The 13,419-nt window shown below is 54.0% G+C and carries 11 protein-coding genes; 5 read left to right on the top strand and 6 right to left on the bottom strand.

All coding sequences use genetic code 11. The annotated features are described in order from the left end of the window. Positions 1 to 911 (bottom strand): sigma 54-interacting transcriptional regulator (locus PKY88_11695; GenBank protein HOQ05864.1); only part of this gene is annotated, 911 nt, incomplete at its 3' end. Positions 912 to 1,163: 252 nt separating this feature from the next. Here PKY88_11695 and PKY88_11690 point away from each other — a divergent pair. Then, the gene (locus PKY88_11690; protein HOQ05863.1) at positions 1,164 to 2,546 is read left to right on the top strand and encodes a radical SAM protein; all 1,383 of its coding nucleotides are present in this window, start codon (positions 1,164 to 1,166) and stop codon (positions 2,544 to 2,546) included. A 50-nt stretch (positions 2,547 to 2,596) separates the two neighbouring features. On the opposite strand, the gene PKY88_11685 is transcribed toward PKY88_11690, so the two are convergent. Next, positions 2,597 to 2,812, bottom strand: coding sequence for a hypothetical protein (locus PKY88_11685; GenBank protein HOQ05862.1), 216 nt, complete (start codon positions 2,810 to 2,812; stop codon positions 2,597 to 2,599). A gap of 167 nt (positions 2,813 to 2,979) precedes the next feature. Here PKY88_11685 and PKY88_11680 point away from each other — a divergent pair, with 167 nt between their 5' ends. Together PKY88_11680 and PKY88_11675 are read left to right on the top strand one after the other, a co-directional pair. Beyond that, positions 2,980 to 3,987, top strand: coding sequence for an alpha/beta hydrolase (locus tag PKY88_11680; protein ID HOQ05861.1), 1,008 nt, complete (start codon positions 2,980 to 2,982; stop codon positions 3,985 to 3,987). Positions 3,988 to 3,993: 6 nt separating this feature from the next. Continuing rightward, complete coding sequence (locus PKY88_11675; GenBank protein ID HOQ05860.1) at positions 3,994 to 7,485, top strand: acyl-[ACP]--phospholipid O-acyltransferase; 3,492 nt, start codon at positions 3,994 to 3,996, stop codon at positions 7,483 to 7,485. Between the two features lie 47 nt (positions 7,486 to 7,532). Here the strand turns inward: PKY88_11675 and PKY88_11670 are convergent, their stop codons facing one another. Further along, positions 7,533 to 8,414, bottom strand: a complete 882-nt coding sequence (locus PKY88_11670; GenBank protein HOQ05859.1) for a TIGR00282 family metallophosphoesterase — start codon at positions 8,412 to 8,414, stop codon at positions 7,533 to 7,535. Between the two features lie 29 nt (positions 8,415 to 8,443). Then, positions 8,444 to 10,024 carry a ribonuclease Y gene (gene rny, locus PKY88_11665; GenBank protein ID HOQ05858.1) on the bottom strand — a complete coding sequence of 527 codons (1,581 nt, stop codon included), beginning with the start codon at positions 10,022 to 10,024 and terminating at the stop codon, positions 8,444 to 8,446. Positions 10,025 to 10,843: 819 nt separating this feature from the next. Here rny and PKY88_11660 point away from each other — a divergent pair. Then, positions 10,844 to 11,419 carry a helix-turn-helix domain-containing protein gene (locus tag PKY88_11660; protein ID HOQ05857.1) on the top strand — a complete coding sequence of 192 codons (576 nt, stop codon included), beginning with the start codon at positions 10,844 to 10,846 and terminating at the stop codon, positions 11,417 to 11,419. A gap of 12 nt (positions 11,420 to 11,431) precedes the next feature. On the opposite strand, the gene bioB is transcribed toward PKY88_11660, so the two are convergent. Both bioB and PKY88_11650 read right to left on the bottom strand, forming a co-directional pair. Beyond that, entirely contained in the window at positions 11,432 to 12,418 is a 987-nt protein-coding gene (bioB, locus tag PKY88_11655) for a biotin synthase BioB (GenBank protein HOQ05856.1), read from the bottom strand. Further along, complete coding sequence (locus PKY88_11650) at positions 12,411 to 12,977, bottom strand: HYExAFE family protein (GenBank protein ID HOQ05855.1); 567 nt, start codon at positions 12,975 to 12,977, stop codon at positions 12,411 to 12,413. The genes bioB and PKY88_11650 overlap by 8 nt, the downstream gene beginning before the upstream one ends. A gap of 112 nt (positions 12,978 to 13,089) precedes the next feature. On the opposite strand from PKY88_11650, the gene PKY88_11645 reads away from it, so the two are divergent. Further along, positions 13,090 to 13,419 (top strand): DMT family protein, encoded by a 330-nt coding sequence (locus tag PKY88_11645; GenBank protein HOQ05854.1) that lies wholly within the window; start codon positions 13,090 to 13,092, stop codon positions 13,417 to 13,419.

Raw genomic sequence — 13,419 nt, 5'->3', positions numbered from 1 at the left:
CCCAGAAACATCCGCTCCTGATGACTGCCCACCGGCCAGTACCGACGCTCCTGCAGAACGCGCAGAAGCTTCACCTGCACATTCGGCCGAACCTCCCCAATTTCATCCAGAAAAATCGTCCCGTGCCGGCTGCACAGCGAAAGCACACCCCCGTAATCCGCCACCGCCCCCGTAAACGCTCCCTTGGCATGCCCGAACAGTTCCGACTCCAGCAGCGTCGGCGTAAACTGTGCCAGATTCACCTCCACCAGCAGCTTCGTGAACGGAATCACAAAGCAGTTCTTCGCCGCATCATACGGAATATATCCCGACCGGCCGATGGCCGCCGCCGCCGCCCCCTTTCCACTGCCCGTCGGCCCCTCCAGCAGCGTCGAAAAATCCTCCATCTTGTCCCACAGATACCGCTCATACAGCCGAATATCCTGCGTGAAAATATGATTCCACAGATGCATCCGCAGTCGGCGCATCGACGCACTGGGCCCGATCAGCATCCGGCCGATCAGATAATACGCCCGCCGTATCTGGTAAAACATCGACAGGCACCGTACCGAATCCTCCTCGCTGAACCCCCGCTCCTGCAGCTGCCTGAGAACCTCCGTCGCAAACCAGACCTTTATATTGTGCTCGCCCGCTGTTGCCTGCTGTGCAATCAGTTTGTCAAACGCCTCCGCCCACTGATGATAAATCACAAACAAAAACACATACTTCATCAGGTCGCGGTCCGGCCCTTCGAAATCCTCCAGCCGACACCGTTTCCCTCGGTCCAAATCCGCCAACCGCTGACGGGTTAAACGGATTTCTTCATCCAGAACCTGCGACCTCGGTTTCGAAGAATCCAGACCCGTAATCCGCTGGTCGATGGCCTCACGGTCCGGACTAAATGGATTCGAAAAGGTGGCTTCTGTTACCAAATTAAAGAATTGTCTATCTTTATTTATTAATTTTCTCATATACATTTTATGTATATCGTGTATACATTTTTTGTCAATCACAAAACCAAAACCAAAATCCGTCTTCGCGAAGAAAATTCTGTATCCTTTTTGTTCATAACCACTTAAACCAAAACACAATTTTTGGCACACTCCTTGCTTATTATACTCTACAGAATGCGTCGAAATTCATAACTCATTGAAATACAAAAGCTTAGAAAGGAACAAAATCTTATGAAGATACTCCTGATTTCTCCGGCATCGGGCTACTGGCGCAAGGTCGGCAGAAGGAAGCTTTTCAACGGCAGGACATTCCGCTTCTCCATGCTCTCTCTCCTAACTCTTGTTAAATTAAGCCCTTATGACGCTCAGATTACGCTCGTGGATGAGCAAATCGACGATGTACCCCCCGGCACTGATTTTGACCTGGTCGGCATCACCTGCATGACATCTACTACCCCTCGTGCTTTCGAGTTGGCTGACCACTACAGAAAGGATAACATCCCTGTCGTCCTCGGCGGCTTCTTCCCCACCCTCAACCCTGATCTGGCCCTGCAGCATTGCGACGCCGTCGTCATCGGTCCCGCCATGGATGCCTGGCCAAAACTCCTCGAAGACCTTCGCGCAAATCGTTTGCAGAAAAGATATTACGGAAATCCAGCCGGCCAGGTTCCCGCTTCCCTACCCCGCCATCTCCTCGACAAAAGCAAATACTCCACAACCTATGCGACCTACGCGACAATGGGTTGTCGAAACCGCTGTAAGTTCTGCTCTATTGGAATCTTATATAAATCTCAGCATTATTGCCGACCTATCCCCGAAGTCATCGCCGAAATCCGCTCTTTTCCCTCCCGCTTCTTTATGTTCGTGGACGACAACCTCACCCAGAACCGTGATTATATCCTCTGTCTCTTAAAGGAGTTAGAACCCCTGAAGAAAAAATGGATTACCCAGGCCTCCATTGAAATCGCCGACGACCCAGAACTGCTGTCCTGGCTTCAGAAAGCCGGCTGCGTCGGCCTTTTCATCGGTCTGGAATCCTTCAGCCGGTCCGCCTTAACCCTTACGGAAAAAGGATTTAACGTCCCATCCCATTACAAAAAAGCCGTCGAAACCATCCATCGATACGGCATCTTTCTCGAAGCAGGCATCATCTTCGGATTCGACAATGACGATGTTCATATCTTCCAGTCAACACTGGACTTACTCGAAAAGATCGGCATCGATGCCATCCAGGTTTCCATCCTCACTCCGCTGCCCGGCACCCCGCTTTATGAGGAACTCAACCCCCGCATCACCGACTCCGACTGGGAGCATTACGACTATCGCCATGTCGTTTTCCAGCCGAGACTTATGTCCGCCGCCCAGCTGCAGGCCGGTACCGACTGGGTTATCCGCAGGTTTTATTCTCCCCGGCGCATCCTCCGCCGCACCCTTCGCTGGCTTACCGCCACCGGCGGCCTGTCCAATTTCATCTATCCCTTTGTTCTGAACTGGGCCTACTTCGGCCGTGTAATCTCTTTCAAAATCAAAGGTTACAACCCGGCCCAACAGCCCCTTTCGTTTGTTCCAAATCCTATACCTGCAAAAAATCTCCAACCCACTTTCCTGTCGTAGGAGCCCGTAAAATGCCTCTTTTTAACACATTCATTCTTCTCTTCGGCTTTTTAACAGCCGCCGCAAGCATTCTTGGCACAGCCCCCGGGACTTTCCGTGAAGCCCTGAACCGTTCTTTCGATTTGTTTTGGGTCCTGAGTCCGTATGCGGCATTCGGCCTGCTCAATCTTTTCTTCACAAAAACCCGCTTCGGCAGGATCGCCGTTTCCGCATCCGTCTTTCTGCTTGTCTGTTCCGCCTTTTTGGTCCGGCAATTCAACCTTCATCCGGATGCTTCAGCGAAGATGACACTCCTTGTGCCGCTTTACCAAAACTGCCTTGCCGTCTTTTTGTTCCTTGTCTGTTCCAGCCACCTTTTGTCCGTCAAAACGAATAAGAATCCTTAAATCGTGTCAAATCATCCCGTCTGTGATAAGATGGACCTGATAGGCCTATGCTGCATCGAATTCAAAAAAGAACGAACGGCAGCCCGCTGCCTGTCCTCGAACCGCTCGAACAGGTTAATCCCGACTGTTATTCGGAATCGGCCAAAGCTTATTTTGCCTATTACGGCCTCGACTGCGGCCCAGAAATTGAGCATTTCTTTGGTTCCTTTGTGTCAGGCCCCTATGAGCTGGCCGCCCACATCTACCGGCCCGCCCGTTATGAAGCCGCTGTGGTTCTACTCCACGGCTATCTCAATCACAGCGGCCAGAAGCGGCATCTGCTCTCCGCTCTGCTCAAGAATCACTTTGCCGTCGCCCTCTTTGACTGGCCGGGACACGGCCTTTCCTCCGGCCCGCCCGCTTCTATCAACCATTTCGAGGAGTACACGATCGCCCTGGCCGACTTCCTCCAAAAGGTCCTCGCCTGCCTGCACGGCCCCTACTTTGCCGTCGGCTTCAGCATGGGGGCTGCCGTTCTCACCGATGCCCTCCTGACCGGTGCGGTTCCATCCCTTCAGCGAGTCATCCTGGCCGCTCCCCTTCTCCGCTGGGCCGCCTACAACCTCTCCAAACCCCTCTGGAAAGCTGCCTGCTGCTTTACAGACCGCATCCCCCGTATCCAGCGGAAGAACTCCTCCGACCCCGAATACCTGTCTTTCAATCGAAGCCGGGATTTCCTCCACGCCCGAGTCGTCTCCCTGCAATGGGTCAAAGCCCTTTACAAGTGGAATGACAAGCTTCAAAGCCTTCCGCCTTCCGATCGGGAAATCCTTATCCTTCAGCCGCAAGAGGATAAAACGGTGGACTGGCCGTACAACCTGAAAATTCTCCAAAAGAAATTTCCCGCCGCCCATCTCCAAATGCTCCCCGGAGCCCGCCACGAACTGTTCAATGAGGCAAGCCCTTATCGTCAGGCGTCCATCCGGGCCGTTCTCGATTATTTTTCAGGAAATGAACCGTTTCTTTTTTCCCCAAAAACCGGTAAAAATAGGAATCCAGAACAATCAAAAATCTGAAAGCCCATGAAACCGAAGGAAATAAACATCTCAGTCCAAGTCAGCGGCAATCATCTCAGCCGGTCGTTTCTGTGGCACAACGCCACCCAGTTTCTGGGAGCCCTGAATGACAACCTTTACCGCTGGCTGATGGTCCTGTTTCTGATTGGACTGTTCGGTCAGGAGAAAGCCGCTCAAATCGGCGCCTGGGCCGCCGGAATTTTTGTCATTCCGTTTCTTTTGTTTACGCCCTATGCCGGCATTCTGGCCGACCGCTTCAGCAAACGGGACATCATCGTCCTGGCCAAAATCGCCGAGCTGGTCATTATGGCACTCGGGCTGCTGATGTTCCTGTTCAAAAGTGCTCCAGGACTCTACTTTGTCCTGTTCCTGATGTGCACCCAAAGCGCCTTCTTCGGTCCCTCCAAATACGGCATCATTCCCGAGTTGGTTCGCCCTGACCAGCTGTCCAAGGCGAACGGGTTTCTCGAAGGTATGACCTACCTGGCTATCGTGCTCGGCAGCGCCGCCGCTCCAATCCTCATCCTGACTACAAACCGCAATTACCCGCTGGCCGATGCAGCGTGCATCCTCGCAGCCGCTGTCGGAGTCTTCACCAGTCTTCAAATCGAAAAAACCCCTGCCGGCGGACAATCCGTTCAGGCCTCTATCCTGTTCTTCAAAGATATTTGGCGAACCCTGAAAGCCATCCGCTCCGAAACCGCCCTGCTGGTCGCCATGGCCGCAGCGGCTTATTTTCTCTTTCTGGGGGCTTTTGCCCAAATCAATCTAATCCCCTATGGTCTGGAAATCTGCAAGGCCAGCGAAGAACTCAGCGCCCTGCTGTTTGTGGTGGCTTCCCTGGCTATCGGGCTGGGCTCCTATTTGTCCGGCAAACTGTCCGGCCGCTCAATTGAACTGGGGATTGTTCCTATCGGGGGCCTGATGATGGCCGCCGCCGCCATTGCACTCGGTCTGGTCAATCCCAATTCCCACTCCCCGCAGGACGCCAAAGAAATGTTTGCCCTAAATCCCGGCATTTTCTCCCTGACCTTCCTGTTTGGAGTCGGCGCCGGTCTCTTTATTATCCCCATCCACGCTTTCATCCAGATGAAAGCCCCCGCCGCCATCCGCGGACAGGTGCTGGCCGCTTCCAATTTTCTCAGCTGGGTCGGGGTCCTGCTGGCCTCCGTTCTGGTCAATCTCTGCACGACTTTTCTGAAAATCAGTCCCAGCTGGATGTTTCTTCTGTTCGGACTCCTGACCGCGGTGCTGGCTGTCGGAGCTGTTATTCGTCTGCCCTATCCGCTCCTTCGATTTCTGGCCGCTGTTCTGACCCGACTGCTCTACCGCCTCCGTGTGTTCGGTGCCGAACACATTCCCGCCTCCGGCCCGGCACTTCTTGTTTCGAACCATGTCTCCTGGGCTGATGCCGTTATCCTGATGGCCTCCCTGCCGCGTCCTGTCCGTTTCCTGATGGACAAGTCTCTCTATCAAAACAAAGGGCTTCACTGGCTCTTTCGGCTTGTAAAGGCCATCCCTGTCAGCCCCTCCGACTCACCCAAATCCATCTTTGAATCCATCGAACAAGCCCGTCGGGCTCTGCAAAGCGGCGAGCTGGTCTGTGTCTTCCCGGAAGGCGGCATTACCCGCACCGGCCAGATGAACCGCTTTCGGCCCGGGTTTGAAAAAATCGCCGAAGGTCTGGATATTCCCGTCATTCCCGCCTACCTGGGCGGAATCTGGGGCAGCGTTCTGAGTCATTATCACGGACGGCTGCTGTCTGCCTGGCCCAAAAGACTGCCTTACCCCGTCCAGGTTCATTTTGGGGAACCCCTGCCCCCCGACACCTCTGCGGAAGAAGCCCGCCAGGCCATTGCGGAACTGTCCTGCAATTATTTTGAAAGCCGAAAACCCCACCGAATCAGTCTGGGAGAAACGTTTGTCCGCTCCGCGCGCAAACACTTCCGCCGGCCCTTTATCAGCGACATCAGCGGCAAACGGCTCACGTGGGGCAAAACCCTCATCGCCGCCGTCCTTCTGCGGGATTATCTGAAAGACCGCACAGCCGACCAGCCCAACATCGGCATCTTCCTGCCGCCCTCTGTGGGAGCCGTCTGTGCCAACCTGGCGGTCGCCCTGCTCAACAAAACCGCCGTCAACCTCTCCTATGCTGTTTCTCCGTCCGACCGGCAATTTATGATCGAGCAGACTGGTCTGAAGACCATCCTCACCAGCCGTCTGTTTCTGGAGAAGATAAACGTTTCTCCGACCGCCCTGCCCGGCGCGTTATTCCTCGAAGACCTTCTGACCCAATTCACGCCGGCACAAAAACGGCTGGCCGCCCTCAAGGCCCTGTTTTGCCCGCGCCGCCGCCTGGCCTGTGCCGAAACCTTCGACGCTGACCAGACGGCCGTCATCCTCTTTTCCTCCGGCAGCTCCGGCAAACCCAAAGGCATCCTTTTGAGCCACCATAATATCCTGTCCAACCTCGAAGGGGCCCTGATGATTTTCCGCGTTTATCCCGGCGACAAGCTCTGTGCCGTTCTGCCGCTGTTTCATTCCTTCGGCCTGACCTGCACGCTCTGGCTGCCGATTCTGGCCGGTGTGCCGGTCTGTTTTGTTCCCAATCCTCTCGACGCCAAAGCCGTCGGCCAGACCGTCCGCTCCGAAAACGCCACCCTTTTGTTCGCCACTCCTACCTTCCTTCTGAATTATCTGAAACGATGTGAACCGGACGACTTCAAAACCCTGCGGTTTATTATCGCAGGCGCCGAAAAACTCAAAATCGAACTCATCGACGAATTTGAAAAGAAATTCGGCATCCGTCCGCGTGAGGGCTACGGGACCACCGAATGCTCCCCGCTGATTGCCATCAACGTCCCCGATGTCGAAGTTGCCGGCGCCCGCCAAATCGGAACCAAAGACGGCACCGCCGGTCATCCCCTGCCCGGCATCGCCGTCAAAATCCTCCATCCGGAAACCGGCCGTCCCGTCCCCGTCGGACAGCCCGGGCTGCTCTGGGTCAAAGGCCCCAATGTGATGAAAGGATATCTGAATCTTCCCGAGAAAACCGCCCAAGTCCTTCAGGACGGCTGGTACAATACCGGAGACATCGTCACGCTTGACCGGGACGGTTTCATCACCATCACCGACCGGCTAAGCCGCTTCAGCAAAATCGGCGGAGAGATGGTGTCCCATTTGACAATTGAAGAAACCTGTATAAAACTTCTCCATCTGAATGAACCGCTGGTGGCCGTCACCAGTCTGCCCGATGAGAAAAAAGGCGAGCAAATCGTCCTGCTGTATGTGAAAGACAAAGTGAATCCCGAAGACCTTTACGAAAAACTGGCGGAAAGCGACCTGCCCAAACTTTACCTGCCCAAACGGGAAAATCTGATTGGACTGGACGAAATTCCCCGTCTGGGCTCCGGCAAGACGGATATCCTCAGACTCCGTCAACTCGCCAGAGAATTCAAAGAAAAACAGTCCGCAGGGCCAGACCCCTCCTTCGGCTGAACGAAACTTGCCGGCCATGCATATCGGAACAGCGGCGTCCCTTGCCCTTAACTCATAAAACCGTTTGCCGAATCCGGTTTACCGTCATCGCTGTCGTAAATCATCTCGTCAGTCGTCTCTTCCCGAACCTGAATCCGCTCGATCGACTCCGCCCGGCGGGTATGGCTGTCCACCGTCACCAGAATGGCGCTCATCCGCACATCGCCGGCGGCCAGTTCAAACGGATACGGCATCTGCGTGCGAAACGCCCGAATGACACACTCGCTCTTGCGGCCCAAAACCGAATCGTGCGCCCCCGTCATCCCGATATCGGTAATAAACGCCGTTCCGCCCGGCAAAATCCGCTCATCCGCCGTCACCACATGCGTATGCGTCCCGAACACGCAGCTGACCTTGCCGTCCAGATAATACGCCATCGCCGCCTTTTCGCTGGTGGCCTCCGCATGCATTTCCACAAAAATCACCTCCGCCTGCTGCGACAGCCGGGGCAGAATCGAATCGATTTTGGCATAGGGGCAGTCCGCGGGTTTCATAAAAATCCGCCCCATCAGCGTCACCACACCGACGCAGACCCCCTTGGAGGTCTGATAGACGGCAAAGTCTTTTCCCGCCGCGGCCGGCGAAAGATTGGCCGGACGGACAATATTGCCTCCGCTTTCGAGAATCGGCAAAATCTCTTTCTTCCGATAGCAGTGGTCGCCCAGCGTAATCAGGTGCACCCTATAGCGGCCCAGCTTCTCATAAATCTGCGGAGTCAGCCCTGAACCGCCCGCCGCATTCTCCGCATTGGCTATTACCGCATCAACCTGATGCTGCCGCACCAGCAGCGGAAGCTGAGAAGATAGAATCCGCCGGCCCGGACGGCCTACAATATCCCCGATACAAAGCACTTTAATCTTCACAGTCCGCTCACTTTCCGCAAGCCGCACCGCTGCGGACCTGTTCGGCGAAAGTTCCGCTATCGAGCGTACTCAATGCACCGAACCTCCCGCAGCAGCGTCACTTTAATCTCCCCCGGATAGGTCATCTCTTCCTCAATCTTCTTGGCGATGTCCCGTGCTGTCTTCATTGCCGCATCATCGCTAACCTTCTCCGCATTGACAATCACACGCACTTCACGGCCCGCCTGAATCGCATAACATCCTTCCACCCCCTCAAAGCTGCGGGCGATTTCCTCCAGCTTCTCCAGCCGTTTGATATACCGCTCGAGGATTTCCCGACGGGCACCGGGCCGGGAGGCACTGATGGCATCCGCCGCCGCAATCAGCGGCGTATAGGGATTGTCGGCCGGTATATCCCCGTGGTGCGCCTCGACGGCATTCAGCACAATCGGAGACTCCTTGAACCGACGCAGATAGTTGGCTCCAATCGACGGATGCCCGCCTTCAATCTCCCGGTCCATCGCCTTGCCGATATCGTGCAGCAGACCCGTCCGCTTGGCCAGTGAACCGTCCAGCCCCAGTTCATCCGCCATCACCTGCGCCAGGAAAGCCACCTCGACGCTGTGCCGCAGCACATTCTGCCCGTAACTGGTGCGGTAGTGCAGCGCCCCGAGCATCCCGATAATCTTGTTGTTCAGCCCGCGGACATCCACCTCTTCGGCTGCTTCTTTCCCCAGCTGAATGACCCTCTGGTGCACATCCTTTTTCGTCTGTGCTACAATCTCTTCAATCCGCGTCGGATGAATCCGCCCGTCCTGAATCAGCCGCTCCATACTCAGCCGGGCGACCTCGCGGCGAATCGGATTAAACCCGCTGACCACAATCACGCCCGGCGTATCATCCACAATCACATCTACGCCGGTGGCCTTCTCGAACGCCCGGATATTCCGTCCTTCCCGTCCGATAATCCGGCCCTTCATCTCATCATTCGGGATATCCACCATCGAAACGCTCACCTCACAGGTCTGCTCGGCGGCATACCGCTGAATCGCCAGATTGATAATCTCTTTGGCCTTTTCTTCGGCCTGCTCCTCCGCCTGAGCCACTTTCCGGCTGATCAGCTCGCTCATCTCCTTTTCACATTCCTCCTCGAGCTCCTGAAGCAGCAGATTTTTGGCCTCTTCCACCGTCATTCCGGAAATTTTCAGCAGCTGATTTTTCTGCTGAACAAGCAAAGAAGACAATTCCCGGTTTTTATTGTCCACACTCTCAATCTTCCGCTGCAGGTCTTTTTCGAGGTTCTTTAACTGCCTGTCGCGCTGCTCAATCTGTTCCTGCTGCCGCTCCAGAGCATCCTTCATCTTTTCCAGCTGAAGTTCCTGCTTCTGGATTTGAGCCTCTTTGGCCGCCACTTCATTGGTAAACTCTTCGCGCTTTCGGATAAACTCACTGGCAGCATCCAGACGGGCTTCTTTCAGAATCGTCTCGGCTTCACGCCGGGCTGTTTCAAGACGACCTTGAATGTCTTTTTCTGCCTCTTTAAGGCGGATTTTTGATATGGAAAAACCAACAAGAATGGAAACTGCAAGACCAATTATCCCCCCCAGCAGAATGCCAACAATCCATGACGCTGTGTTAATGGCCATCAACACTTCCATAGTTTGCACCTTTCAAGGTTACCGTTTATCGTTCACTGGGCGCACAACATAACCGGCACCTTGAAGGGGGGAACCTCAGAAAGGCACAAAAAAGGAAACTTGTGGATTTAAATGCCCAAAAAGACCGTCAGACCATCTCGCTTTCTCCGCCCGGGGAATCTCCGGCGGCTGATTGGATAGCGAAGAATCTTTTTGTCTTGTCTGTCATTGTCGGCCGGCCTCCTGCCTGCCCTCTCACTGGTGTTTTGTTTATCCACAAATTCCAAATTCGTCCCATTCACCGTTTCTGACGGTTTTTGGACTTGGCGCCATAGAAATCATTCGACGCCTTTCGCCCTGCCGACAGAAAACGATGTTCATGAAGCTCTGCCAACCATCTGCCAAGTTGCCGTTTTCGACCTCGCCCATCTTGATTAGGGCTTTTCTGTCATGCGCTTCACTTTTTAATAAACCTAATCTTACCGAATCATATCCACACTTCTCTTATCGGTCAAGCCGAAACCTTCCGTTTAATAGGGAAATCTAAAACGTCCCTGCTTCTTATTCCCCTATACGAACAATTCCTTGACAATACTCAAAAAACTTTCCTTCAAAAATCAATAAAACAAAATAACTCGAATTTATCTTGTTTATTATCGGACCTGTCTTTTGCAAGCCCCCTTCAAACGGTCGAAAAAAAGAAAAAATCTTCATTTTTTGAAGAAGGATGTTAAACAGGGAAAACCTTAGTCCGATGTAAATCACGGCTGGAAAACCGCTGTCCAGCCCTTTATGGCAGACTATTTACGGCGTACAGCCGACTCTTGCAGGATTTGAACGATGAAGAAAAAAGATGTTCTGACCACCGGAGAGGTAGCCAAACTGTGCAACGTGGCCCCTCGCACCGTCACAAAATGGTTTGATTCCGGACAATTAAAAGGATATCGGATCCCCGGCTCCCGTGACCGTCGTATCCCAACCAGTGAGCTTATCCGCTTTATGAAAGCCCACAATATGCCGACGGACGCCCTCGAAAAGGGGCAAATGAAGGTCCTGATTATCGACTCCTGCCCAGAAAAAAGCCGTCAATTTGCCGAGACGCTCCAAATGAAAGGCAGTTTTGAGGCGATTTGTGCGCACAACAGTTTCGATGCAGGCCTTTTAGCCGAGAAGTTCAAGCCTCAGGTCATCCTCGTCAATCTGATGTCCAACGCCGTCAACCCCCAGCAGCTCTGCACGTATGTCCGCCAGCATCAGGACCTGCAGTACACCAAAATCATCGCCGTCGCTTCCGGGCTGAACGAAAACGAAACTGCCGCTCTCAAGAAAAAAGGATTCGATGCCGTTCTCACCAACCCGACGGATGTGGACCAGGCCGTCAAACTGATTCAGGACTGCTGCTCTGTCCTGCACTGAAAAACAGTTTTTTCAGCGGCAATCAGACGTCTGCAGCCCTAAATCGATTATCATTTGTCTGTCTTCTTCGACCGCCCGGCCCGCCGTGGTCAGGTAGTTGCCGCTGATGATGCTCGTACAGCCCGCTCGGAATATCCAGCTTTGCAAATCCCGCAAGTTTTTCACACGTCCCCCCGCCACCTTTAAATGCGTATGCGGGAGAAGAAATCGATACAACGCCACAATTTGAAGGATCTCCCGGGGAGCCAAGGGCGTCATCGTCCCCAGCGGTGTCCCGGGAATCGGATGCAGAAAGTTCAGCGGCACCATATCCACCCCCAGCCCCCGCAGTTCCATCGCCATATCAATTCGGTCCTCGAGGGTCTCTCCGATTCCGAAAATGCCGCCCGCACAGACCTTCAGTCCCGCCTTCAGAGCAGCCCGAATCGTTGCAACCCGCTCCTCGTACCGATGGGTCTTTACAATATTCGGGAAATGCCGCTCGGATGTCTCCAAATTATGGTTGTAGCGTTCCACACCCGCGGCAGCCAGCCGCTGCATTGCCTTTTCATCCAGTATCCCCAGCGCCGCACAGACCCGAATGCCAAACTCCTGACGAAGCCGGCGGATAATCCTCTCCAGCCGATGGAGCTCAACCTCAGGAATTGAACGGCCGCTGGTAACAATTCCAAAATGACTGACCCGGCAGGCCTTGGCCTGCGCCGCCGCCGAGAGAATCTCTTCCTCCGTCAGAAGACGCGGCTTTTTATCCACGGCCGTATCATAATGAACTGATTGGGCGCAAAACGCACAATCCTGACTGCACCCGCCCAGCCGCCCCGGCACGATCGAACACAGATGCACCGTTTCCCCGAAAACATGCCGCCGAATCCGGTCCGCCCAATATAACAGGTCCTCGAAGTCCGTCCGGCCCGCCTGAACCAGTTCAACGGCCTGCTGACGGTTCAGCATCCCGCCGGACAGAACATATTCCGCATACGACTGAATCAGCTCATTCATTCCAAATCTTCTCCAAATACACTTCAAGCGGAAGCGCACATCTCCGAAAATCCTCTGCTTTCAAGGTTACCGTCTTCCATCTCGGACTGCGCTGCACCGCAAATGTCCGATATACACCCGCCTCAACAGCCAAAAAAACAAATCGTCTGCCGTCCTTCGCAAACACCTCCAGACCATCCGTGTCCACATCCGGCTGTTTCAGACAAAAAACAAACACAAAAACCGCCCGGGAGCCCGGATAATGCCGGACAAACACATCCTCCCATTGCTGCAAAGCCTGTAAATCCTGCTGTGTCGTCCATCCGTCCAGCCCGCGCCGTCCGACCAGGGACTCCCCCTCAAATGTCCGCCCCTTCACTTCCGCCAAAATCGGCACAGCCCCCTCGGGACAAAGCAGATAGTCAAACCGCTTCTGGGGTCCTTCCGGCACCGACCGATGCCCCTGCGGCACGGCCCGATACGAGATTCTCCGCTCCGCCAGCCAGGTCTCAAAAGCCGCTTCATAAAGATTCGGTGACCCCACCGGTGTCGGAACCGCTCTTCGATTCTTTCCCGCCATCAGAAGAAAAAGATACCCTGTCCTTCCTCAAAATACAATTGACAACCGGACCTCCTTTTTCTGTATAATTCACCGCCTCAATCAAAGAAACGGTTTAACAAAGGAAAACAAGATGAAAACGATACTCCTTCTGACGATTTCGAATATCTTTATGACGTTCGCCTGGTACGGCCACCTGAAATTCAAGGACAAACCGATTGTGATTGTGATTCTGTGCAGCTGGCTGATTGCCTTTCTCGAATACTGCTTTCAGGTGCCGGCCAACCGTATCGGGCACGGCATCTTCACCGCCGCCCAGTTAAAAACCATTCAGGAAGTCATCACTCTGCTGATATTCTGCGGGTTTTCCATTCTATATCTGAAGGAGCCGCTGAAGTGGAATTATCTTGTCGGATTTGCTCTGATTATCGCCGCTGTGTTTTTTATCTTCAAAAAATGGTAA

The organism is Anaerohalosphaeraceae bacterium (assembly GCA_035378985.1).
In the GTDB taxonomy this organism is placed as follows: domain Bacteria; phylum Planctomycetota; class Phycisphaerae; order Sedimentisphaerales; family Anaerohalosphaeraceae; genus JAHDQI01.
This window is presented reverse-complemented; position numbering and strand designations above follow the sequence as displayed.